We start from the raw sequence: 23,060 nt of genomic DNA, 5'->3' as shown, positions 1-23,060 counted from the left end.
TGTTGTGATGGCGATGTGAGTCAGCATGTGGTCTGGTCCGACTGTCGCGCGGGTTCTGCGCACTCCACACGGCGTTCGTTCGTGATCAACCGGCCGCAGTCGACCATTCCCGGCACCGTGTGGACGCCGAACGGTCGGTCCGGGGCAGTCCCTTTGGTGTTGCTGGGGCACGGTGGCAGCGGGCATCGACACAGCGACCGGGTCCTGTCGATGGCCGACCGGATCACCTCGTCCGGCTGTGCGGCCGTAGCGATCGACGGTCCGTTCCACGGCGAGCGGGTGGCATCGCCTCTCCCGCCGGTGGAGTACCAGAGGCGGATGGCTGCCGAGGGGATCGGCCGGGTGCTGGACCGCATGGCTGACGACTGGGTTGCCGCGCGTGACCTGCTGGTGGGCACCGGGATCGCCGACTCGACACGTCAGGCGTACTTCGGGTTGTCCATGGGCACGCGCTTCGGCCTCGCTGCCGCACGCGCCCTCGGGACAGGGCTGAGGTGCGCGGTGTTCGGGAAGTTCGGCACGCGATCAACTCCTGGTATTAATCCGGGACTTCACGCCCCGCGCCGCGTCCTGAACGACGCCTCCGCCATCACCGCACCGGTCCTCTTCCACCTGCAGTGGGACGACGAGATCTTCCCGCGCCTGGGGCAACTCCAGCTGTTCGACGCCTTCGTGAGCCCCGTCAAAGAACTGCTCGGCTTCGCGGGAGGCCACCGGGACACCCCGGAACACGCCTCCGCCATGTGGCACGGATTCATCAACCGCCATATCGCGTAAGCCGACTGGCGAGGTGTCCTAGAGTCGCCGCATGCGGCGAAGGACGGGACTGGCGATGGCCGGGGTAGCGGCCCTGGCCTGGGGCGAGTGGTTGAACTGGCGTTGGTCTCGGGTTCTGGTGGGCAACAGCGAGGGCGGTTCGGAGGCCGTAGTGGTCTTGGGGTACCGGAATCCCCAGGCGACGGCGAACTTGATCAACCGGTGGCGAGTCCGTGCCGGCATTCGCTCCATCGACGCTGACCGTGTGCAGGGGACGTGCGTGATCTTCAGCGGCGGTGCGCCCGGCAGAGGTGTTGCGGAGGCCCAACTGATGGCCGACTACGCGAAGTCGGTGCTCGGGTTCGACGGCACGGTGCTCCTGGAAGACCAGAGCGCGACGACGTGGGAGAACATCACGAACGTGATCCCACTGCTTGAAGACGTGGACCGTATCAAGATCGCCTCCCAACCGGCTCATGCGCTCAAGGCCCGTGCGTACCTACGGCGGCAGCGCCCCGATCTCGCGGCGAGGCTGGTGCGTGCGGATGACTACCGCCCCGGCGAGTGGGTGGTCGTCAAGCCGCTGCTGGCCCTGTACGGACTGTGGACACTGCGCGGCCTCAAGGCCGACGAACGGAAGGTCTCGCAGTAGACAACCGCTGTGCTCCACAAGGGTGTTCGGCCTCCCACGGGCGTTGGCCTGACGGCGCCGATCGCCGCTGCGGACATGGACATGGACATGGACATGGACACGGAGTCGTAGCCGGGTCGTAGTCGCCCAGTCATCCGTTCACCCACACTCATCCGCTCACCCCCCACCCCTCCCACCCCCCTCACTCCGAACCCGCGACCCATATGCCCTCCGCGCCCACCCATGCCGTATCTTTGGCCTAGGACAAACTTTGGCATAGGACGAAACCTCCTGTTCGGGCGGAGCTGATCACGTGAGCATCAAGGGCACCACCGCGGCCGAGATCGCGGGCAGCGTGCGGGATCAGGTCGCTTCGGGTGAGTTGGCGCCGCGAGCCGGTCTGCCCCCGGTGCGTGTGCTCGCGGCCGAGTTGGGGGTCAACCGGAACACGGTCGCCCTCGCGTACCGGCGGCTTGTCGAGGCGGGGGTGGCCGAGACGCGGGGGCGTGGCGGCACCGTAGTCGCGGCTGTGCCGCAGCTCGCGCGGGAGGGTGTTGGTGCCGGCGTCGGGGGTGACTGCGTCGACCTGGCCAGCGGCAATCCCGACCCGATGCTGTTGCCCGACCTCCTGGGAGCCGCTCGGCGCGGGGACTACAGCCCGCCGCTGTACGGCGAGCCCGCGATCGACCCGGGGCTGGACGCATGGGCCCGCGCCGACTTCGCGGAGGACATCGACCAGCCGTTCCGCACGCTGGTGACGCACGGAGCGGTCGATGCCACCGAGCGGTTGCTCAACGCTCACCTCACCCGCGGGGATCTGGTGGCGATCGAGGACCCCTGCTTCCTGGCGAGCATCGGGACGTTGCGGCTGAGCGGATACCGCTCCGCACCCGTCGCGGTCGACGGCGCCGGTATGCGCCCCGACGCGCTGCGGGCCGCCCTGGAAGCCGGTGCCCGCGCGGTCGTCTGCACGCCCCGCGCCCACAACCCGACCGGCGCGAGCCTCACCGAGGAACGGGCGGCCGACCTGCGGGCGATCCTCGCGGAGCACCCTCAGGTTCTCGTCATCGAGGACGACCACTTCTCGGCGGTCTCCGCGCGGCCGTACCACCGGGTCACCCCGCCGGGCAGTACACGCTGGGCGTTGGTGCGGTCCGTGTCCAAGTTCCTCGGACCGGATCTGCGCCTCGCCCTCGTCGCCGCCGACGCCGAAACCACCGCGCGCCTGGAGGCGCGGTTGAGCGCCGGCACCACCTGGGTCAGCCGCCTGCTGCAACACACCGCCCGTGAACTCCTGTTGGATCCCCGGGTCCACGAACTCCACGAACGGGCCCGCGAGTTCTACGCCCGGCGCAGCGGCCTGCTCGTCGAGCGGCTGCGCGCCCAGGGCATCGAAGTCCCGTACCGGCCGGACGGGTTGAACGTATGGGTCGAACTCGACGTCGACGCACGAGCCGTGGTCGCAGCTCTCGCGCAGCGGGGCTGGGCGGTGCGGCCCGGTCACCTCTTCGCGCCCGATCCGGCCGCCCATCAGGGCGCGATCCGGGTCACCGCCTCCACGGTCACGAAGGCGCAGGCCGAGGCATTCGCCGCCGAACTCGCCGCGGTCGTAGCGGAGTTGCGCTCCACGGACACCTGACCATCACGATCCGCCTGCCCACTTCGCCCGCCCATTTCTCTCTCCCCTCACTCAAGGAGCCATCATGTTCCGCGGATTGAGCGCCTTCCCCCTCACGCCCACCAGCGAGCAGGGCATCGACGAAACGGCGTACGCGGCGCTCGTCGCCCGCCTCGCCGCAGCAGGCGTGGACTCCATCGGCGCGCTCGGCTCCACCGGCGGCTACGCCTATCTCACCCGGGAGCAACGCGCCAGCGCCGCGAAGATCGCGGTGGGGGCCGCCGACGGGGTTCCCGTCATCGTCGGTATCGGCGCGCTGCGTACCGCGCAGGTACTGGAGTTGGCCGAGGACGCTCAGAAGGCGGGTGCCTCCGGAGTGCTGCTCGCCCCGATGACGTATCAACTGCTCACCGAGGATGAGGTGTTCGGCCTGTACGAGGACGTCACGCGCGAACTTTCCGTGCCCTTGTGCGTCTACGACAACCCGGGCACCACGCACGTCCACTTCACCGACGAACTGCACGGCCGTATCGCGCGGTTGCCGAACGTCGGCTCGATCAAGATCCCCGGTGTGCCCGAGGACCCGCGCGAGGCCGAACTCCGCGTCGGCGCGCTGCGTGCGCTGATTCCCGACACCGTCACCATCGGGGTGAGCGGCGACTGGACGGCCGTCCGTGGCCTCAACTCCGGTTGTGACGCCTGGTATTCGGTCCTCGGCGGCACCTTCCCGCAGACCGCGCTCGCCCTCACCCGAGCCGCCCAGGCCGGTCACGCGGACCAGGCGGACCAACTGTCCGCAGGACTCGAACCGTTGTGGGCCCTCTTCCGCCGCCACGGCAGCCTGCGTGTGATGTCGGCTGCCGCCTCCCACCTCGGCCTGACGGGCGAACCGAATCTGCCGCGTCCCCTGCGAGGGCTGGACGAGACCGCTCGCCAGGAGGTCGTCGCCGCGCTGGACGCCCTCGGGCTCACCTCCTGAGCACGAACCACATGGGTGAGCAGCACATATCAAGTACGCGGAGGGTATGGGAAGTTCCGCCTTCGCTCGGAAAGGGTGTCAGGGCGGCAGGGATGGCCGGGATGGGAGGGGTAGCAGGCGCGGCAACGGCCTGGCGCGCTACGTCGTCGCCGCGGCCCTCGCCCGTACGGCCGACGGTGGAGCGGTGGTCGCCGTCGTTCTGCTCGTCACCTCGTCCGGTGGTTCCAGGACGCTCGCCGGGGTGCTCGGCGCCTGCATCACCGCCCCGCACCTGCTCGGCCCCTTCGTCGCGCGCCCGCTGGACCTCGCCCGGGACGGCCGGAAGGTCATCGCGGCGGCCTGTCGGCTGTACGCCGCCGCGCTGACCGCGGGAGTACTGACGTACGGGCCACGCCCCTGCCGTAGCGACCGGGCTGCTGCTGGCCGCGGCCGGCACCTGCGGACCGCTGCTGACCGGCGGTATCAGCAGTCGGCTGCCCGCCATCGTCGGACCGCGACCACGAGGCCTCGCAGAGCATGGCGGACATGCTCGCCTACTTCCGCGGACTCCTCACCAGCCCGGACACCCCGCCGGCCCCGGACAGCCTGCGCGCCCTGGTGACCGTCAGGCCGAGAACACCGACCAGGACCCCGACGAACTTCTCGCCAACTGCGCCCTGTTGCTGATCGCCGACCACGAGACCACCACCTACTTCATCGGAAACGCCACCCTCGCCCTCCTCCACCACCCGCACGCGGCCGAGCAGTTGCGCAAGCGGCCGGACCTGCTGCCCGCCGCGGTCGAGGAACTCCTGCGCTACGACGCCCCGTCCAGCTCATGCGGCGTCGCGCCCGGCACGACCTGGACCTCGCGGGCCGCGCCATCGCCGAAGGGCAGACGGTGCTCCTGGTGTGCGGCGCCGCCAACCGGGATCCGGCCGTGTTCCCCGACCCCCATGTGCTGGACTTCGAGCGGCCCGGCGGCCGGCACATGGCGTTCGGACACGGCCCGCACTTCTTCCTCGGCGCGGCGCTGGCCCGGCTGGAGGGCACGATCGTCCTGGAAGCCCTCCTCGCCCGCCTCCCCGACCTGCGTCTCGACACCGCCGAGCCCCCGAAGTGGCAGCGCAGCCTCAACTTCCGCGGCCTGACCCGCCTCGACGTCGCCTTCACCCCGCCGTCGGACGATGCCGCCGACATGCGCGCATGCCGACCGACGGTTCCCCGAGCGCCCTCGGCGCAGCGACCCACGCCGACGAGTGCCCGTTCCGGCCCGAGCCGGGAGACGCCCCGGGCGCGTGACCCCGGCTGAGAGGCTCTGCCCTTGTCGCCGATGGGGGCAGAGCGCTCAGCCGCGTCCGATTCCCAACACGGTTTTCCTGAGCGCCTGTTGCACCCGTACGCGCGCCGGACATGTAGGGGCAGACGCCAGGGAAGGAAGCACATGCCCATCGCCACCGAAGCCCAGTTCACCGAGGTGTACCGGGCGCACTACGAGGACGTGCTGCGGTTCGTCCGCCGTCGCGCGCATCCGATGAACGTCGATGACGTCGTCGGTGAGACGTTCCTTGCCGCATGGCGCCGACGGCGCGAGGTGCCCGAGGACGCGCGGCCGTGGCTGTTCGGCACCGCCCGCAATCTGATGCTGAACGCGAACCGGGGTATGCGCCGGCAGTCCGCGCTCGTCGTGCACATCGGTCGCACCGCCACCGCCACCATCGACGCCCACGACCCGACGGACGGCGTAGACAGTCGGCTGGAGCTGGTCGAGGCCTGGCAGGCGCTCGCTGCGGCCGATCAGGAAGTCCTCGCGCTGCACGTCTGGGAGGACCTCACCGCCAAGGAGGCGGCACGGGTACTGGGCTGCACGCGGGCCTCGTACTCCATGCGCCTGACCCGTGCGAAGCGGCGCCTGGCCGGCCAACTGGGCCACGCCGTCGCCGAGTCGTCGGCGTTTTCCCTCTCCACGCGCTGACCCCACGCGCTCCTCTCGCACGTTCCACGCACTGAACAGGAAGCCAGGATTTCTCATGACCAATGACCTGCTCACCCGCCTCGCCGACCTCGACGCCGCTCCGCGCCGCACGCCGTCCGCCCAGGAGATCGACCGCGAGGAGACGCTGCTGCGGACCATCCTCGACGACGACGAGCGTCCCGGCCGCTCGGTCGGCGTCACGTTCCGCCGCCCGCTGGTACGACGACTCTCCTTCACGGCGGCCGGGGCACTCGCGGCCGGCCTCGCGCTGGTCGCGGTGAACGGCGGTGTGCCCGGCATGGGCGGTTCGGGCCCGCTGTCCTCCTCGGAACTCGCCAGCTGGACCGGCACCGCCAAGAACGTGGACGTCGCCGCCGCGCGCGCCTCCGCCGCCGGAAAGTGGTGCCTGGACGCGACGGACCTGAACGGCACCGGCACCGAGCCGGTGATCAGCAACGCGGACCTGCGCGGGAAGGTCGCCTCGATGGTCGTCACGCGTGGCGACGTGTCGGCCTACTGCCTGGCCGGTTCGGACGGCGGCGCGTCGATGGGCATCTCCCCGGTGCGCCAACAGCCCGACGGACACATCAAGGTGGACACGCTGGGTTCCCGGGGCAGCGGCGACGAGGAGCTCAACTACGTGGTCGGCTGGGCGGGTTCGGACGTCGAGGGCATCACCGTACGGGACCACGGGCACACGATCGAGGCCACGATCCAGGACGGCCGCTTCACCGCCTGGTGGCCCGACGGCGACCCCGACGGCGCGATCACCGGCACCCTCACCCTGCACCTGGCCGACGGCTCGACGCGCACGGTGCGGGGAGACACCCTGCTCGACTGACCGGACCGGGCGAGCCGCCTCGCGGATCACGTGGACCGTCGGACCGGGTGGGGTCTGACGGTTCACGGCGCCTCAGCCCTGCCCGCCCGCGATTTCTCTGGGGGGTTCTTCGGGCACATATCCGAGTTGGTATTCGGCGCCCTGGAGCAGTTCCTCCGTCACCCGAACCCCGGTCAGCCGCTCGGAGAGGGCGAAAGCTGCTGCCTTGGTGTCGACCCGTTCGCTCGTCCCGCTCGTCCCGTCCTCATCGTCCGAGAGTACGTAACCGACCTCGCGCATAGCCGAGTTGAGGGCATCGGGAGTGCTGCCGTGCCTGACCGTGGGCCACTCGAAGGTGGTCCGGAGTTCCCCGTCCTCGTACCAATGGAAAAAGTGCATGGGCTTGCCGCCATTGCTGGAGTGCACCGCGGCGCACCCGCCGTCCGTCAAGGCTTCCAGGAAGCGCGACTGCATCCCCATTCCCCCCTCTCCGACGTGCAGGACGAGCGTCCAGTCACCGCCCTCGCCCGGGACGGTGAATGCCCCCGCCATGAAGGACTCGTCCGAGTAGTCCTCCGGGTCGCGCAGTTCGTCCTGCCGCTCGATCAACTCGTCCGCCCCCGTGCAACTGCCCTGGGGCTCCGCCTCCATCACCCGCAGCACCTCCCTCGGGACGACGCCCCGCACCAGGGACAGGGTGTACCCGATCTCCAACGCGCAGTCGAACAACGGAGAGGAACGTATCCAGGCATAGTCACGAGCGGTCACCGATGTCATACGGCACAGTCTGACCGCTGCCACTGACAACGGCCGTGACACGGGCTGGCGCTGTCACAGCCCTCACGCATTCCACGTGGATCGTCGAGTCGGCAACCAGCTGTCGATGACCGCCGCCAACTCGTCGCGACCTGTGAAGACGTGTCCGTTCATGCCCATGGCCCGTGCGACGCGCACGTTCTCCTCTCGGTCGTCGACGAAGAGGAAGTCGGTCGGGGTGGCCCGCAGGGCGTCGACGCAGTGCTGAAAGGCTGCCGGGTCCGGCTTCGCTGCCCTGATCTTCCCGGAGAAGGCGACGTGGTCCAGAAGACGCAGCCAGGGTTGCGCGGCGAGGAAGGCGTCCGCGTGGTCCGAGGGGATGTTGGACAGCAGGGCGATCTCGGCGACATCGCGGAGGGACCGGACGTAGGAGACCATCCGGTCGTCGACGCGCGACCAACTGTCGATGTCGGTGAGGCGCAGTTCCTCGATCGTGTCGGCGTCGGTGAACAGGGACAGCCGTCGCAGTACGGCGGTCCAGTACTCGGACGCGGACTGCCGACCGGCGTCGTAGGGCGGGCGGCAGTCCCAGTAGGCCGTGGTGAAGGCGTCGGTGGGTGTGTGGCAGAGGGCGGCCATCTTGCCCTGGGCGCCCGGGCGTTGGTGGCGGGCGATGACCCCGAAGAGGTCGAACAGGACGATGCTGCGGGCGGTCGACATGGTGGGATTTCCTCCGGGTTCTGGTGGCCGGGGCGGGAGGACAAGCCTGTGCGGCACGGAGTGAGCCGTGCCGCACAGGCGGTCAGTGGGTGCCGTGTGCCAGCTCGGGCGTGCGGTCGGATCCGGTGCGCAGGATCCCGGCGGCCACGGCGGTGGTCGCACACAGCAGGATCAGCAGGACGAAGGCGTGGTTGAGGGCGACGAGGTGGGTCAGCCAGCCGATGGCGGCGGGACCGGCGAGCATGCCGACGTAGCCGAGCCCGGCGACGCGGGAGACGTTGGCCCCCGCGGCTGCGGGGTCGGCGTGCCCGGCCGCGCTGAACAACTGCGGGACACAGCCGGACAGCCCCAGACCGAACAGCGCCCATCCCGCGAACGCGGCCCATGTCCATGGGGAGACGGTCACGATCGTGATGCCGACCGCGGCCGTCGTCGCGCCGTGGCGCAGGATCGCCATGGACCCGAACCGGGTGACGAGGCGGTCGGCGAGCAGCCGTCCGATGGTCATGGTCGCCGCGAAGGTGCCGTAGGCGAAGGCGGCGACGCTCGCGGGTGCGCCGAGGACGTCCTTCAGGTGCAGCGCGCTCCAGTCGTTGGCGGCTCCCTCGCACAGCATGACCATCAGGGCGAGGGCCGCGAGGATCCAGATGCGCCTGCGGGTGCTGTGGGTGGTGCTGCGGTCGGACGCCGGTGCGTGCTCGACCTTCTCCACAGGGTCGGTGCCGGTGGTGGTGGGTTCGGCCGGCAACAGGGCGCGTGCCGATATCAGGGCGATCGTGATGCCCAGGACTCCCATGGCGGCCATGCCCGCTGCCGGGCTCAGGCCGGCGCTCGCCGTAGCCGCCCCGACGAGTGCGGCGAGGACGCCGCCGACCGAGAACGTGGCGTGGAAGGCCGACATGACGGGCCGGCCGTACGCCTTCTCCACGTGCACGGCGTGGGCGTTCATGCTCACGTCCAGGCAGCCGTTGCAGAATCCGAAGACCAGCAGGGCACCGCCCAGAGTCCACGGGTCCCGGGGGAGACCGGGCAGCACCAGGGCCGCGCTGCACAGCACGGCGGTGGCGGGGACGACGACGCGCGCCCCGAGACGGTCGGTCAGACGCCCGGCCACCTGCATGCCGATGAAGGCGCCGAGGCCCAGCAGCACCAGCAGCCCGCCGAGCGTCGCGTGCGTGATGCCCACGCGTTCCTCGATGGCGGGGATGTTCACCACCCAGGTGCCCATCAGAGTGCCGCACAGGCTGAAGTAGACAAAGGTCGCTATGCGGGCGCCTCGGAGCGAATCATTCATGTCGACCACGGTAACGAACATCTATGGCGATTGAATACTGTCGCTTCGCACATATTGAGTGTTCGTTTTGGTTGGTGTTCAATCGCGGTATGAGCAGCAACGCAGACCGGCACGGTTCGATCGCGCAGGCCGTCAGGGAGTCGGGCAGGGTCACGGTCCAGGAACTCGTCGAACTGACCGGCGCCTCCGAGATGACCATCCGGCGCGACCTCGACGCGCTGTCCGCGCAAGGCGTCCTCGAACGCGTCCGCGGCGGCGCGCGCACCCTGCTGCTCAGGGGTGAGGAGCCGCCCTTCGCGCTGCGTGCCCACGAGGCCGTCGACGCCAAGCGCCGCATCGCCGCCGAGGTCTCCGCGCTCATCGCCGACGGCGAGACCGTCCTCCTCGACAGCGGCACCACCTGCCTGGAGATCGCCCACCTGCTGCGCCGGCGGCCGGTCACGGTGATGCCTCTGTCGTTGCAGGCCATCCACGTGTTCGGGGAGGGCCCGGGCCCGGCCACGCTGATGGTGCCCGGCGGGCAGCCCCGGGCCGCCGAGGGAGCCCTCACCGGCCCCCTCACCCTCGCGTCCCTCGCGGCACTGCGATTCGACACCGCCGTCATGGGCTGCTGCGGTCTCAGCGCGGCTCAGGGCCTGACCGCCTACGACCTCGACGACGCGGCCGTGAAGAAGGCAGGCATCGCCGCCACGCGCCGCGTCATCGTCGCCGCCGACGGCAGCAAACTCGGCCACACCGCCTACGCCTACGTCGGCCCCTCCACCCTCCTGCACACCCTGGTCACCGACACCGCGGCACCCGCCGACGAGGTCACGGCACTCGAAGACACCGGCACCGTCGTCAAGGCCGTCTGACCGGACCGTCGGTCGTGAGATGCGGCCACGGGAGGTGAGATCCGCCTCCCCGCGAAGACTCGTACCCCCTCGGTGGCCCGGCGGCAGGGTCGGTGGGTCGGGCCGATGAGTTTGCCGGTTGCCTGGAGTCCTCCCCGTGACATGCCCGCCCCGCCGGCGGATCAGGAGGCGGCGGGTCCCGGTGCCTTGGAAGAGAGGTGGAGGTCAGGATGAGCACCCCGATTCGGCTGTACATGTCGATGTCGCTCGACGGCTATATCGCCGGGCCGGACGATCGGCCGGGGCAGGAGCTGGGGCGTGATGGTGGACGGCTCTTCAACTGGCTCGACGACCGGAAATCCGACGGTCCCAGCGGGCAGGTTTACCGCGAGGCGCTGGCGACCGGCGCAGTGATCTCCGGACGCCGGACCTTCGAACTCGCCGGGCGCTGGCAGGGCGACCATCACGACGGTGTGCCGATCCTCGTCCTCACTCACCGGGTGGACGACGGGGACGTGCCACCCGGCCACGCGCGTTTCGTCACCGATGTCGAGGACTGCGCCCGTCAGGCTCGCGCGGCCGCCGGGGACCGGCCGGTCATGGTCCATGGGGCGGGCGCGGCGCAAGCGCTCCTCCGGGCCGGGCAGGTGGACGAGATGGAGATCCACCTGGTTCCGGTACTCCTCGGGGACGGCCGACGGCTCTTCGACCACCTGGGTGGCGATCACATCGAACTCGACCTCGTCCGGCGGCTTGAGGACCGGGACGTCACGCACCTCCGCTACCGGGTGCGCCGAACCGGGGAGGCCGCGTGAAGACGCTCTTCGTCTCCTACCGCGTCACCGACCTGGACCGCTCGCTCGATTTCTACACCGCCTTGGGCTACGTCGAGTTGGGCAGGGTCGACCTCGGCGCCGGGGCTCGCCTCGTGATCCTCAACTTCCCCGGCGAACCGGCGGCCTCGCTCGAACTGGTCCACCGCCCCGGCGACGGACCGGTCGACGTGGGCAGCGGTTTCGACCACCTCGCGATCCAGGTGGACATACTCGCCACCACTCTGGAGACGCTGACCGAAGCCGGCCTGGAGCCGGGACCCGCCCAGCACCCGGGCGGCCCCCACGGTCCGAAGACGTCGTGGCTCACCGACCCGGACGGCTACCGGATCGAGCTGGTGGAGTGGCCGCCCGGACACGCCGACAGCATCACCGCGGCAGACTTCGCCTGAGGCGGCCACGTTCCGTGCGGTGACGAAGCTCCCTCTCGACGCGACCGCGGTGCGACGCGAGACAACAGCCCACCCCATCGGCCATGGCGGGTGACGGTGGCCGGAATCGCCCAACCACCCGCGCCGCCACCGAAGTTGTGACAGCCCTGTGACTGGAATTATGGCCTCCATCACATGTGCGGGGTTGACGCGCTGATCAGATGACCGGATGCCCAGACCCGCCACACTCGGCCCGGCTCTCGCCCGCACCGCCCCCTTCCTGTCGGCCCTCGCGGCGACCGCGCTGCTGCTCACGGCCTGCGGGACGGAGCGCGCGGGCTCCGGGAACACCGGCGCGGCCACGGCCGAACCGTCGTCCCGCACGCAGGTCGACGACCCGGGCAAGGACGGCGTACGGGTCACCTCCCTGACCCTCCCGTCGGCCTCCCCGTCGCCCACCCGCAGCACTTCCGTCTCCGCCGATAGCCTCACCGCGGACTCGGGGATCTCCGCCACCTACGAGGTGACCAACAAGGGCACCGAGACCCTGACCTACTCGGTCGTCATCACCTTCATGAGTGCCGACGGCGGGGCCATGGCCAACCAGACCGCGACCGTCCGCGACGTCGGCCCCGGAAAGACCGTACGAGGCACGATCCGGGCCGGCGAACTGCCGCCCACCACACCGCGGGTGACACAGGCCAAGGTGCTCGAAGTGCGCAAGGTCCCCTCAAGCGAGGCGCCGGCCGCACCGGGCACCTGCCCCGCCTCCGGGATCCGGGTCAGCGCCGACCGGGGCGACGCGGCCATGGGGCTGCGCGTCGTGGGCCTGCATCTCGACAACTGCGGCACGCGCGACTACGACGTCGACGGCCACCCGCTGCTGGAGCTCCTGGACGACGACTTCAAGCACGTCGACGGCGTCAAGATCGTCGACGGCGGCGGCGAGATCACCCCCGGCAGCGTGGACGACAAGCAGCCCGGTCCCGTCACGCTCAAGCCCGGCGAGTCGGCGACCGCCAGCCTGGTCTGGCACAACACCACCGAGTTCGGCACACCGGTGAACGTGCCCTATGTGCGGGTCCGGGCGAAAGCCGGTGCCGACCCGGTGATCGTGACCCCGAACCTCGACCTCGGAACCACCGGAAAGCTCGGGGTCACGGCGTGGCAGAAGGACGAGCACTGAGCGGACCCCGCGAAAGTCGGCTTGGTGTCGTCCGCTCGGAGGTACGTCATGGGCGTCTCTCGGGACCCCTCCCGAGAGTTGGAGGGACGATCACCGGCGTCCGGCGACGGACTGTTGTACGTTGAATTCGGGCCTGCGTGTCGCGTACAGCTACAGCTCAACGCCGGTGGGAACGGGGATGGTTGCGATGGCGGGCGTGGAACTGACCGAACTGATAGCCCAGTTGAGGGCGGAACTCACCGAGGCCATGCGGGCCGGCGAGGACGCCGGGCTGCGGTTCGAACTCGGCCCGGTCGAGCTGGAGTTGGCCCTCTCCGTGGGCAAGGAGGGCGGCGCCGGGGGCAAGGTCAGGTTCTGGGTCGCGGAACTAGGCACCGAGGGCAAGGTGTCCCACACCTCCACCCAGCGGATCAAGCTGGTGCTGGATCCCCGGCAGTCCGGTGTACCGGACCGCAGGCCGCTGATCTCCGGCGAGGAAGTCGACGGCGAGCGATGAGCGCGTCTGCCCGGCGTACAGCTGGACAGCCTGTGCGTGGCGTCCCGCCCGCGCGGTCGGGAACGCCTCCCGGCCGGACTGCGGGTACGTCACCTGAGCCTGGTGTCAGGGGCGCGCAAGGTGCGCTTCGACGAGGTGGACGGCGTCCGCTCGGTCGTCCTCGACTGGCCGCCGGAAGCGGACCTGCCGGCCATGACCGCCGCCCTGCCGGACCTGCGCCGACTCGTCCTGCGCCAGGTCCCGCCGGGCACGTCCGTCCCTACGCTCCCCGGCATCCGGACCACGGTCTGCCCGGCCCGGCGCCCGACGACGGGCTGAGGCGCACGGCTGCTCCGCACCAGCCCTGCCGAGTACCCGACTACGAGGTCGAGGGGGAGCCGCCGCCGGTGTCCCCGCGGAACGCCCCGGCCACCACGGGGACCAACTGCCGCTCGATCTGCTCGGCGGACATGGCGGCCAGCTCCGCGCCGATGGGCGCCAGGGCAAGCCAGTTGAGCAGGCCGGCCGCGCAGCGCGTACGGAAGTTCAGTTCCTGCTCGTCGACTCCGGGAATGTGAGGCGTCAGCACCCGGAGGACATCCCGGCGACTCTGGACGAACTTGCCGGTCAGCCGCTCCCACCCCTCGGGCGGATCGATGCCGACGCGCGCCACGGTCCGCATCACGGCCAGATCCTGTCCACCGGCCGCGAGCGCGCGCACCATCGGCCCGGCGAATGCCGCCGCCACCTCCTGGAGGGTCGGAGCGGAGCCAAGAGAATCGATGGCCTGCATCTGAGCGTCCAGATACCGTTCCAACGCGTGCTCGATCGCCGAGTCGCACAGCGCCTTCAGCGAACCGAAGTGGTAACTCACCGCCGCGACATTGGCGCCGGCGCGCTCTGTGATCTCGCGGAGCGTCAAGCCGTCCTGGCCTCGCTGCGCGAGCAACTCCAGGGCGGCGGCCTGCAGACCGTCCCGCGTCCGCTGACCGGCCTCGCGGCGCAGGTCTGTCTTTTCCACCCTGGTCATGGCAGGTATTCAAGCGGTTGCTTGAGTGCATTGTCAAACAGTCGCCTCACGGATCGAGGCCGCCCACGTGCTGCCGCGCCCCCCTCCGGGGCCGCGCAGTCACACAATTCAAACAGCGGCTTGACAGCCTGCACTGCCGTTCATAAAGTCAAGCGAGCGTTTGATTTACTAAGAGCCCGCGAGGGGTCGAGGTCGTTGCGACGCGCCTCGGACCCTCCCGGCAAATCTGGAGGAACACGACATGAAGCTGCTCAGCCGGAAGTCGATCACCGCCGCGACCGCGATAGCGATCCTGGGCGGTCTCTCCATCGCCGCCGTGCCGTCACAGGCCGCAAGCTCCGCCCACAACAAGGCGGCGGTGCAGGGCAGTTCGGCGGTCCCGGACCTGACCTCCCGTCAGTTGGCGGAACTGCCGCTCACCGACCGCCACTTGACCAAGCACGAGCGGCACAACCTCGCCGTCGTCCTGCGCGACTACAACGTGGCGGAGGGCAGCCACATCGACGTCCCGACGTTCGTCGGCAGCTTCGCCAAGGACGGCGTCTTCAACGACATGGTCGCCGGCCAGGCCTATCGGGGGACGGCACTCGGCAGCGTTCTGCCCTACATGAAGAGCCTCTTCTCCGACGTCCACCGTGACCTCAAGCGCATCACCGTGAACGGCGACGTGATCAGCATCGAACTGTCGATCCAGGGCACGTTCGACGGACAACTCCAGTCACCGACGGGCGGCGTCGTCAAGGGCAACGGCCACAGGGTCGACGCACCGACCGCTGACTTCTGGTACCTGCACGACGGCAAGGTCGAGCAGTTCAACTGCTTCGTCGGCTACTCGAAGATGTACTCCGACATGGGCGTGAACTTCGACTGGGCCTCGGCGGTCAACAAGCACGGAGCCCAAGCACTGAGCCCTTCCCCGGTGGGTGACGCGCGGGCGCTACAGGCCGCGCGTCACCCACCGGGCCTTGGCCGCCGAGGTGTGTGCGACTGCCCGCGCGGCCGGCTTCCGAAGTCGGAAGCAGGACCCTGGTTCCAGGGGGCGTAGGGACCGGGCCAGGGAACGGAAAGGGGCCTCGTCCCCGAACCGGAGCCGTCGCTCTCGTCGCCGCGCGCGGCCCAACTGGCCAGCAGGGCAAGGGTGTTGATGGTAGGTGAGGCGGGTTCCGCGCTGTAGGCCATGATGGTCAGTCCGGTGTCGGCGGGCAGTTGCAGGGCGTCGTAGTAGAGGGTGAGTTCGCCGACGACGGGGTGGTGGAGGCGTTTGGTGCCGCCGCGGTGCAGGTGGACGTTGTGGGTGGCCCAGCGGGTGCGGAACAGGTCGCTCTGGGTGGAGAGTTCGCCGACCAGGTCGGTCAGCGCCTTGTCGTGGGGGGCGCGCCCCGCTTCGGCGCGCAGGATCGCGACGGTGCCGGCGGCCATGCGTTCCCAGTCGGGGTAGTAGTCGGTGGCCGCGGGATCCAGGAACATGAAGCGCGCTACGTTGGGCGGCCGGCGCGGGGTCGCGAGGATCGGGCTGATGAGGGCTCTGCCGGGGCGGTTGGTGGCCAGGATGTCCAGGCGGCGGTTGCGGACGTAGGCCGGGGTGGTGGCCATGGAGTCCAGGATGCGCTGGACGCTGGGGCGCACGTGGGGTCTGGGGGTGCGCGCGGCCGTCCGTGTGCCGGTGTCGGCGGCGTGGGCCAGGGCGAACAGGTGGGCGCGCTCGGCCTCGTCGAGGTGGAGGGCGCGGGAGAGGGCTTCCAGGACGCTGTCGGAGACGCCGCGGGCGTTGCCGCGTTCCAGCTTGATGTAGTAGTCGGCGCTGACACCGGCCAGCAGCGCGACCTCCTCGCGACGCAGACCGGTCACCCGACGGGTTCCGCCGTGGACGGGCAGACCGGCCTGCTCGGGGGTGATCCTGGCGCGGCGGGAGGTGAGGAAGTCGCGGAACTCGGTGCGGGCGTCCATCGCGCAAAGGCACGTCCGTTTCCGCGTGCGTGAGAGGCCCTGGCAGTACCTGTAACAGCGGGAATCCCCTGGTGGGAGGCTATGGGCGGCGATTAGTGCCACGGTGGGGGCGTGAAGGCGACAACCCTCTGGAACACCCGCACAGGCACGTCGCACAAGCCCCCGCACCGAAGTGGAGCAAGCCATGGACTACACGCGACTGGGAACGTCAGGGCTCAAGATCAGCCGGATCGCCCTGGGCGGCATGAGCTTCGGCGACCCCTCCAAGAGAACGACCTGGGCACTCGACGACACCGCGGCCGAGCCGGTCTTCCGCGAGGCCGTCGAACTCGGCATCACCTTCTGGGACACCGCGAACATCTACGGCTTGGGCACCTCGGAGGAGATCGTCGGGCGGGCGCTGCGCAAGTACACCCGGCGCGACGACATCGTGCTGGCCACCAAGCTGTGGGCGCCGATGCACGAGGGCCCGGGCGGATCGGGCCTGTCCCGCAAGGCCGTCATGGAACAGATCGACGCCTCGCTACGACGCCTGGACACCGACCACGTCGACCTCTACCAGATCCACCGCTTCGACCCGGAGACCCCGGTCGAGGAGACGATGGAGGCACTGCACGACGTGGTCAAGGCGGGCAAGGTCCGCTACATCGGAGCCTCGTCCATGTGGGCCTGGCAGTTCGCCACGATGCAGCACACCGCGCAGACCAACCGCTGGACCCGCTTCGTCTCCATGCAGGACCAGTACAGCCTGATCCACCGCGAGGAGGAACGCGAGATGTTCGGCCTGCTCGCCGACCAGGGCGTGGGCAGCATCCCGTGGAGCCCGCTGGCCGGGGGACTGGTCACCCGCCCCTGGGGCGAACGCACCACACAGCGTGCGGAACTCAACCGCACGGTCGACCAGCAGAACCGCCCGATCTTCCTCGACAGCGACCAGGCCATCGTCGAAGCCGTCCAGCGCATCGCTTCGGCCCGCGGTGTGTCGATGGCCCAGATCGCGATGGCCTGGGTCCTGAAGAACCCGGTCGTCTCCGCCCCGATCGTGGGCGCGACCAAACCCCGCCACCTCGCGGATGCCGTGGCCGCGCTCGACATCGAGCTGACGGCCGAGGAGATCGACTCCCTTGAGGAGCCGTACGTGACACGCCGGCCCACGTTCTTCTGACTGACGGTTCGCTGTCGTGGGGCCACCGTCCGCCCGGCCGGGTGCAGTTCGAGGGCCTGACGGGTGATCCTCAGCAGGTGCCGTCGCGAGTCCAGGTGTGATGGCCCCATGACCGACCCCGCCGTACCCGCACCAGACGCGTCCGACAACTCCCAGTTGCCCCAGCCACCTCCCGAGTACCTTCCCGAACCGCTGTCCTACCGTCTCAAGCGCCGGCTGCTCGGGCCGCCGTTGGTCACCGGGCGCATCCAACGGGAGAAGCTGGACAACCGGACAGCGCTCGGCGTCCTCGCCTCGGACTGCATCAGTTCGTCGGCATACGGCAGCGAGGAGATGCTGCGCGTCCTGGTGCCCGTGGTCGGGGTCGCCGCCTTCACCCTGCTCATGCCGGTGACGGGCGCGATCCTGCTGATCCTGGTGCTGCTGACGCTCTGCTACAGCGACGTCGTCACGATCTACACGCGGGCCGGCGGCTCCTACGTCGTCGCCCGGGAGAACTTCGGCCCCGACGTCGCCCAGATCGCCGCCGTGGCGCTGCTCGTCGACTACGTCGTGACGGTCGCCGTCCAGGTCTCGGCGGGCACCAACGCGCTCATCTCGCTCGCCCACCTCGTCGGCAACGGCTGGACCGGCATCGACCACCTCCAACTCCCGGTCAGCGTAGGGGTGGTGCTGATCCTGGTGTACGGCAATCTGCGCGGCCTGCGGGAAGCGGGGCGGGTGTTCGCGGTGCCCGCGTATCTGTTCATGGCCGCGGTCGGGCTGATGCTCGCCGTGGGTCTGGCCCGTTGGGGGTTCGGGGATCTGCCGCACGCCGACGTCCACGCGAGCGGTGTCGTGCCGCTCGGTACGTCGGGGGACGGGTGGCTGTACGGGGCGTCGCTGTTCATGGTGCTGCGCGCGTTCGCGAACGGCGGCTCCTCGCTCACCGGCCTGGAGGCGATCTCCAACGGCATCTCCGTCTTCCGCGAACCGCAGGGCCAGAACGCCCGCCGCACGCTCGTCACCATGAGCTGCGTCCTGGGCGTCCTCGTCCTCGGTGTCTCGGGTCTCGCCCACCTCACCCACGCCGTCCCGTACACCGACGGCACGCCGACCGTGATCGCGCAGGAGGCCCGACTGGTCTTCGGCAGCGGTGTGTTCGGCACGGCGGGGCTGGTGTTCGTGCAGCTCGCCACCGCGCTGATCCTCTACACCGGCGCGAACACGCCCTTCACGGGCTTTCCCTACCTGGCCAGTTTCGTCGCCGAAGACCGTTTCCTGCCACGGCAGTTGACCCGGCGCGGACATCGACTGTCCTTCTCCAACGGCATCATCACGCTCGCCGTCGTCGCCCTCGTCCTGCTCCTGGTCACCGACGCCAACGTGGACCGGCTCGTCGCGCTGTACGCCATCGGTGTGTTCACCGCGTTCACCATGGCGGGCGCCGGACTGACCGTCCACCATGCACGCCGTCGCGAGCCCGGCCGGCGCTGGAAGATCGCGGTGAACGCGACCGCGGCGGTCGTCTCCGCGCTCGTCGTGCTCATCTTCGCCGTCACCAAGTTCACCGAAGGCGCCTGGCTGGTCGTCGTGGTCTTCCCGCTCGGCGTGTGGGCCCTGATCCGCATCAACCGTGAATACCGTGCGGAGGCCGCCGAGGTCGAGGCACTCCCGCCCGCCGGACAGAGCGACCGGCCACGCCGACGGCGCCATGTCGTGTGCGTCCTAGTCGACGCCGTGGACCCGGCCGTCTTCCACGCGCTGCGCTACGCCCACGAGTTGAGGCCCGACGAAGTGCGGGCCGTACACGTCGCCGTCGACGGTGTGCGAGCCCGCCACCTGGTGGCGCGGTGGGAGGCCGTAGGCACCACGGATGTCCCGCTGGAGCTTGTCGACTGCCCCGACCGCCGACTCGAACGGGCCCTGACCGAACTCGCCGCCCGCGAGACCGCCGACGGCCGCACCGCTCTGACGCTGCTCATCGCCCGCCGCACCTACACCACCGTGCTCGGCCGACTCCTGCACGGCGGCACCGCCGAACGGATCGCCCGCGCCCTGGAGGAACTGCCGTTCGTCGTGGTGACGATCCTGCCGTACAGCGTGGTGGCCGGCAGCGGTCCTGAACACCAGCTGGACCCGCACGGGTGACCGGTCCGGACCGACTCCGAACGAGTGATCGGCGCGCGTGAGAAGCGTGCCTTGCACCGCTGACCTGCGGCCCGTCCCGCAGGATCCGGACATGCTGCCCGGATTCCTGACCAAGGCGATGAACCTGCTGCTCGCCCGGGAGGGCCGCTCGCTCCATCTGAAGACCGCGGGTGCCGCGACGGCCGTGCTCGTCGTGGTGATGCTCGTGGGCTCGTACGCGGTGGTGGCCGCCGAGGACGGAGCACGGCGCGCCAACCTCACGACGTATCCAAGGGCGTTGTGGTGGTCGATCGAGACCGCGACCACGGTCGGCTACGGCGACTTCTACCCCGTGACGTTGTGGGGCCGGATCGTCGGCTCGGTCGTCATGGTCGTCGGGATCACCACGTACGGCCTCGTCACCGCGGCCCTCGCCACCTGGTTCGTCGGCCGGGAGCAGACCCGCCACCACCTCGTCCGGAGTGCGGAACGCGACGTCCACGAGGCGTACGACGAGACGGCCCACGCCCTGCACGAGCGGTTCGACCGCCTGGAACACCTGCTCACCACCAAGGGAGAGACCAGGGGGTAATTGCTGCATTCCGGGGGCTCATACCGGAATTCGTTGAATGCCACGTCCATGGACGGGGAGTCCGCGCACATCACCCTGGTAACTCCGGTGACGGGCGCTCACTGGCGGGCAACAGCCCACGCCTGGCGGCGAGTTCGGCACCGAAATCGACGCCAGAGTTTTCGGGAGTTCACACAAGCCGGATTCAACACGCTCAACATTCCCGTGTCTTGCCCAGCATCCCGTGGTGAATCGGCGTGGATCAGCGCGAATTGGGGTGTAAACGGAATTCGGCGAGTGCTTCGACGCCTGCCTTCGCGCCCTGCTGGACATCGTGCCCGGCGGGCAATCCGGCGGAAGCCGACCGTGCGTACGGATTCCGGCGAACTCGCCAACCCCGCAAGTCATTTGGAGGTACACGGTGTCCCCAGCGCCGAGCATCGGCGTCCTCGCCACCGGCACGTGCCTACCCGAGCGCGTCCTGACCAACGACGAGGTCGCCGAGGCGGCCGGCGTCGACCCCGACTGGATCGGGCGCCGCGGCCGCCCTCACCGCCGCGGCCTGTGCCCGTCACCATCGGCATCCGCCACAGCCGACACCGCCTGACCATGGGCCGGTTGCGCACCGACCTCCCCGTCCTGGACTACCGCACCCACCAAGACGCCCTCTACGGCGTCCTCGCCGAGGTGTACGCGTGCAGCTTCCTCGTTGCCCGGATCAAGCACAGTACGTACGACAGCGCAGCGCCCCCACGGACCTCTCCGCGGCGCACCGCCCGGTGTGGGCGCCCAGGGCCTGTTGACCGTCAACCGGCTCCTTGAGGACGAGGGACTGGCGCAGGTGTACCAGGCCGCTGCGGGCGACGACCTCCTCATCTAGACCGCGGGCAGGCCCACGCCCGTCACGCACAGGGGCACGCTCTCGATGACGCAGCCGACGACGAAAACGGCCAGCGACGCGCCGATCACACCGCCCGTCAGAACCCCTCGGGCGAGGGCGACGGGAGTGTTGCGCGTGGGCGGCGGTGCGCCCTGGGTGATCGTCACACGGGGGATTGTGCCGGGCCGGAAGGTATCGATACCGGCACGTACGCGGCACCGCTTCCGTCACTTCTCCAATGCTCTGGCCGTCGATTCCGGAGCCTTTTCCGCGCCCGTTCATAGTGCTCACCGTTCGTCATCTTGCATGCTGGAAAAGGGAGTTGAGGCGATCGTGATCCGGGAAGGGGGCGCTCGTGAGGAACGGGTCCGGGAGGCGGCCTCGGCGAGTCGCTGTCATCGGCGTGGGCATCCTCGGAGCCTGCGTGGGCTGGAACCTGGCCCGGCGCGGTGCCGAGGTCGTCCTCATCGACGCGGGCCGGCCGGGCGAAGGTGTCACCAACTGGTCCTTCTCGTGGGTCAACGCCAGCAACAAGACCGTGACCAGGTCCTACTTCGACCTGAACGCCGCCGGCATGGCGGCGCACCGTGAGCTTGCCGGGATCATCGGGCCGGACTCGTGGTGGTATCCCAGCGGTCACCTGCGCTGGACGGACGATCCCGCGGCGGAGGCGAAGTTCCTGGAAACCGCCGAGTTGCTGGGGAGTTGGGGCTACCGGGTCGAGGTGTGCACGGGGGCCGAGGTGCGCCGCCGTCTCGAACCCGCTCTCGCGCTGCCCGACGAGGTTCCCGTCGTGCTCTACCCCGACGAGGCCTGGGTGCACGGACGTCATCTCGTCGACCGTCTGGTCGGCCAAGTCGTCGCAGGGGGCGCCGAGTTACGGTCCGGCGCCACGGTCCGTGGCATCGGGACCGGTGTCGACGGGAGCGTCCGGACCGTCGCTCTGTCCGACGGCAGCCGTCTCGACGTAGACGTCATCGTGAACGCGGCGGGTCCCAGCGCCTCCCATGTCGCCGAGCTTGTCGCACGGCGGTTGCCGATGCGCCGGGAACCCGGTGTCGTCGCGCGGATCGACTGTGCGCAGGTCCCGATCCACCGGGCCATGCACGCGCCCCACATCGAGATGCGTCCTGACGGAGATGCCTCGATGGTCCTCCACAGCCGTGAGATCGACGCACTCATCGACGCGGGCGAAGAACCGGCGGAACTCGCGCGGCTGCTACAGGAGTTGGCGCGGCCTGTCGTTCCCGACCTCGCCGACTCCCGCATCGCACAGGTGCAGGTGGCGTACCGGCCGATACCGGCCGATGGTTTCCCCTCGGTGGGAGGGGTGCCGTCCGTGCCGGGCTACTACGAGGCCGTCTCCCACAGCGGCATCACGCTCGGGCCGGTGATCGGGCGGCTGCTCGCGGCTGAGATCCTCACCGGGGAGAGGGACGGGTTGCTCGCGGACTTCCGGCCGGAGCGGTTCCCTCAGTGACAGCCCGGTGTCGGCGGGGGAGTGGCCGGAGGGGTGGACTCCGCCAGCCAGGCGTCGTACGCGGCATAGGGCGGCACGACGCGCGACGCCGACGTGGGACGCGGTGACCAGACCGGCGGACGACGCCGTTCCGCCCTCGGCCGGAATGGCCGTCCGGACGTATCGCTGGAGTCCCGGCCGGACTTCTCGTCGGGCTCCTTGCCCGCGGGCTCTCCCACGTTCATGGGGGCGTCGTACCAGAACACCTTGCCCAGCCGGCGCTCCCGGACTACCAGGTACAGGGCGGTGACGAGTGATTCGGGGGCCATCGCGCAGGCGAGCCAGAGGGTCCACCACACGCCGGCGAAGAGGCCGAACAACAGGGGGAGGACCGTCGGGACCGTCAGGAAGCCCCACTCCGCGCCGCGCGCCAAGGACGTGCTCGCGGTGGGCAGTACCGTCCCGGGCGCCAGTGGTCGTGCGTTCTTCGCTTCCGCCCGTACTCTGCTCATCCTTCCGGGCCAGAAGGCGAACACCGCGCTCGCGACCGCCCAGCACGACAGGTAGAACACCGTGTCGTTGTCGAACGGTTCGTCGAAGCCTCGCACGGTTCCCACCACAAGGAGTGCGATCGCCGAGCCGATCAGCGCCACGACGCACCACATCAGGTGAA

The 23,060-nt window shown here is 69.8% G+C and carries 27 protein-coding genes; 19 read left to right on the top strand and 8 right to left on the bottom strand.

Annotated features, from left to right (window positions below; all coding sequences use genetic code 11):
* Positions 1-210: 210 nt before the first annotated feature.
* From OG496_RS06480 to OG496_RS06465, 4 genes are all read left to right on the top strand, one after another.
* The gene (locus tag OG496_RS06480) at positions 211-777 is read left to right on the top strand and encodes a hypothetical protein (protein ID WP_405969967.1); all 567 of its coding nucleotides are present in this window, start codon (positions 211-213) and stop codon (positions 775-777) included.
* Between the two features lie 31 nt (positions 778-808).
* Positions 809-1,408 (top strand): YdcF family protein, encoded by a 600-nt coding sequence (locus tag OG496_RS06475; protein ID WP_405969966.1) that lies wholly within the window; start codon positions 809-811, stop codon positions 1,406-1,408.
* Between the two features lie 292 nt (positions 1,409-1,700).
* A complete protein-coding gene (locus OG496_RS06470) occupies positions 1,701-3,026 on the top strand; it encodes an aminotransferase class I/II-fold pyridoxal phosphate-dependent enzyme (RefSeq protein WP_405969965.1) in 1,326 nt (441 codons plus the stop codon).
* Positions 3,027-3,090: 64 nt separating this feature from the next.
* Complete coding sequence (locus OG496_RS06465; protein ID WP_405969964.1) at positions 3,091-3,984, top strand: dihydrodipicolinate synthase family protein; 894 nt, start codon at positions 3,091-3,093, stop codon at positions 3,982-3,984.
* Between the two features lie 533 nt (positions 3,985-4,517).
* Here OG496_RS06465 and OG496_RS06460 read toward each other — a convergent pair.
* Positions 4,518-4,661 carry a hypothetical protein gene (locus OG496_RS06460; protein WP_405969963.1) on the bottom strand — a complete coding sequence of 48 codons (144 nt, stop codon included), beginning with the start codon at positions 4,659-4,661 and terminating at the stop codon, positions 4,518-4,520.
* A gap of 140 nt (positions 4,662-4,801) precedes the next feature.
* On the opposite strand from OG496_RS06460, the gene OG496_RS06455 reads away from it, so the two are divergent.
* The 3 genes from OG496_RS06455 to OG496_RS06445 all read left to right on the top strand — a co-directional run bounded on the left by OG496_RS06455 (position 4,802) and on the right by OG496_RS06445 (position 6,779).
* A complete protein-coding gene (locus OG496_RS06455) occupies positions 4,802-5,275 on the top strand; it encodes a cytochrome P450 (RefSeq protein ID WP_405969962.1) in 474 nt (157 codons plus the stop codon).
* Positions 5,276-5,407: 132 nt separating this feature from the next.
* A complete protein-coding gene (locus OG496_RS06450) occupies positions 5,408-5,938 on the top strand; it encodes an RNA polymerase sigma factor (RefSeq protein ID WP_405969961.1) in 531 nt (176 codons plus the stop codon).
* 55 nt (positions 5,939-5,993) lie between these two features.
* The gene (locus OG496_RS06445; RefSeq protein ID WP_405969960.1) at positions 5,994-6,779 is read left to right on the top strand and encodes a hypothetical protein; all 786 of its coding nucleotides are present in this window, start codon (positions 5,994-5,996) and stop codon (positions 6,777-6,779) included.
* A gap of 72 nt (positions 6,780-6,851) precedes the next feature.
* On the opposite strand, the gene OG496_RS06440 is transcribed toward OG496_RS06445, so the two are convergent.
* The 3 genes from OG496_RS06440 to OG496_RS06430 all read right to left on the bottom strand — a co-directional run bounded on the left by OG496_RS06440 (position 6,852) and on the right by OG496_RS06430 (position 9,528).
* Entirely contained in the window at positions 6,852-7,535 is a 684-nt protein-coding gene (locus OG496_RS06440; protein WP_405969959.1) for a DUF6461 domain-containing protein, read from the bottom strand.
* A gap of 63 nt (positions 7,536-7,598) precedes the next feature.
* Complete coding sequence (locus OG496_RS06435) at positions 7,599-8,234, bottom strand: HAD family hydrolase (RefSeq protein WP_405969958.1); 636 nt, start codon at positions 8,232-8,234, stop codon at positions 7,599-7,601.
* 82 nt (positions 8,235-8,316) lie between these two features.
* Positions 8,317-9,528: an MFS transporter gene (locus OG496_RS06430; RefSeq protein ID WP_405969957.1), complete on the bottom strand. Its 1,212-nt coding sequence runs from the start codon at positions 9,526-9,528 to the stop codon at positions 8,317-8,319.
* Between the two features lie 89 nt (positions 9,529-9,617).
* Here OG496_RS06430 and OG496_RS06425 point away from each other — a divergent pair, with 89 nt between their 5' ends.
* From OG496_RS06425 to OG496_RS06400, 6 genes are all read left to right on the top strand, one after another.
* A complete protein-coding gene (locus OG496_RS06425; protein WP_366492186.1) occupies positions 9,618-10,382 on the top strand; it encodes a DeoR/GlpR family DNA-binding transcription regulator in 765 nt (254 codons plus the stop codon).
* 209 nt (positions 10,383-10,591) lie between these two features.
* Positions 10,592-11,176, top strand: a complete 585-nt coding sequence (locus OG496_RS06420; protein WP_405969956.1) for a dihydrofolate reductase family protein — start codon at positions 10,592-10,594, stop codon at positions 11,174-11,176.
* Positions 11,173-11,586: a VOC family protein gene (locus tag OG496_RS06415; protein ID WP_405969955.1), complete on the top strand. Its 414-nt coding sequence runs from the start codon at positions 11,173-11,175 to the stop codon at positions 11,584-11,586. The genes OG496_RS06420 and OG496_RS06415 overlap by 4 nt, the downstream gene beginning before the upstream one ends.
* Before the next feature lie 208 nt (positions 11,587-11,794).
* A complete protein-coding gene (locus OG496_RS06410; RefSeq protein ID WP_405969954.1) occupies positions 11,795-12,751 on the top strand; it encodes a DUF4232 domain-containing protein in 957 nt (318 codons plus the stop codon).
* 196 nt (positions 12,752-12,947) lie between these two features.
* Positions 12,948-13,247: a trypco2 family protein gene (locus OG496_RS06405; protein WP_405969953.1), complete on the top strand. Its 300-nt coding sequence runs from the start codon at positions 12,948-12,950 to the stop codon at positions 13,245-13,247.
* Positions 13,248-13,283: 36 nt separating this feature from the next.
* Positions 13,284-13,565, top strand: coding sequence for a hypothetical protein (locus OG496_RS06400; RefSeq protein WP_405969952.1), 282 nt, complete (start codon positions 13,284-13,286; stop codon positions 13,563-13,565).
* Positions 13,566-13,605: 40 nt separating this feature from the next.
* Here OG496_RS06400 and OG496_RS06395 read toward each other — a convergent pair whose 3' ends face one another.
* On the bottom strand, positions 13,606-14,256 hold the full coding sequence (locus tag OG496_RS06395; protein ID WP_405969951.1) for a TetR family transcriptional regulator: 651 nt from the start codon (positions 14,254-14,256) through the stop codon (positions 13,606-13,608).
* A 241-nt stretch (positions 14,257-14,497) separates the two neighbouring features.
* Between OG496_RS06395 and OG496_RS06390 the strand changes: the two genes are divergently transcribed.
* The gene (locus OG496_RS06390) at positions 14,498-15,301 is read left to right on the top strand and encodes a nuclear transport factor 2 family protein (protein ID WP_405969950.1); all 804 of its coding nucleotides are present in this window, start codon (positions 14,498-14,500) and stop codon (positions 15,299-15,301) included.
* Here the strand turns inward: OG496_RS06390 and OG496_RS06385 are convergent.
* Positions 15,208-16,203, bottom strand: a complete 996-nt coding sequence (locus tag OG496_RS06385; protein WP_405969949.1) for a helix-turn-helix domain-containing protein — start codon at positions 16,201-16,203, stop codon at positions 15,208-15,210. The two genes, OG496_RS06390 and OG496_RS06385, sit on opposite strands and share 94 nt — an antisense overlap.
* A 184-nt stretch (positions 16,204-16,387) precedes the next feature.
* Between OG496_RS06385 and OG496_RS06380 the strand changes: the two genes are divergently transcribed.
* The 4 genes from OG496_RS06380 to OG496_RS06365 all read left to right on the top strand — a co-directional run bounded on the left by OG496_RS06380 (position 16,388) and on the right by OG496_RS06365 (position 20,655).
* Positions 16,388-17,368: an aldo/keto reductase gene (locus tag OG496_RS06380; RefSeq protein ID WP_405969948.1), complete on the top strand. Its 981-nt coding sequence runs from the start codon at positions 16,388-16,390 to the stop codon at positions 17,366-17,368.
* A 108-nt stretch (positions 17,369-17,476) separates the two neighbouring features.
* Positions 17,477-19,498 carry an APC family permease gene (locus tag OG496_RS06375; protein WP_405969947.1) on the top strand — a complete coding sequence of 674 codons (2,022 nt, stop codon included), beginning with the start codon at positions 17,477-17,479 and terminating at the stop codon, positions 19,496-19,498.
* A 91-nt stretch (positions 19,499-19,589) separates the two neighbouring features.
* Complete coding sequence (locus tag OG496_RS06370; RefSeq protein ID WP_405969946.1) at positions 19,590-20,069, top strand: potassium channel family protein; 480 nt, start codon at positions 19,590-19,592, stop codon at positions 20,067-20,069.
* A gap of 400 nt (positions 20,070-20,469) precedes the next feature.
* A complete protein-coding gene (locus tag OG496_RS06365; protein WP_405969945.1) occupies positions 20,470-20,655 on the top strand; it encodes a hypothetical protein in 186 nt (61 codons plus the stop codon).
* Positions 20,656-20,924: 269 nt separating this feature from the next.
* Here OG496_RS06365 and OG496_RS06360 read toward each other — a convergent pair whose 3' ends face one another.
* Entirely contained in the window at positions 20,925-21,095 is a 171-nt protein-coding gene (locus OG496_RS06360) for a hypothetical protein (RefSeq protein WP_405969944.1), read from the bottom strand.
* Between the two features lie 188 nt (positions 21,096-21,283).
* On the opposite strand from OG496_RS06360, the gene OG496_RS06355 reads away from it, so the two are divergent.
* Positions 21,284-22,408 carry an NAD(P)/FAD-dependent oxidoreductase gene (locus OG496_RS06355; protein ID WP_405969943.1) on the top strand — a complete coding sequence of 375 codons (1,125 nt, stop codon included), beginning with the start codon at positions 21,284-21,286 and terminating at the stop codon, positions 22,406-22,408.
* Here the strand turns inward: OG496_RS06355 and OG496_RS06350 are convergent.
* Positions 22,402-23,052, bottom strand: a complete 651-nt coding sequence (locus OG496_RS06350) for a hypothetical protein (protein ID WP_405969942.1) — start codon at positions 23,050-23,052, stop codon at positions 22,402-22,404. The genes OG496_RS06355 and OG496_RS06350 overlap by 7 nt on opposite strands.
* Between the last annotated feature and the right edge of the window lie 8 nt (positions 23,053-23,060).

This window comes from Streptomyces sp. NBC_00988 (assembly GCF_045162645.1).
In the GTDB taxonomy this organism is placed as follows: domain Bacteria; phylum Actinomycetota; class Actinomycetes; order Streptomycetales; family Streptomycetaceae; genus Streptomyces.
The sequence above is the reverse complement of the archived record's forward strand: the minus strand, read 5'-3'. Positions and strand labels throughout refer to the sequence as shown.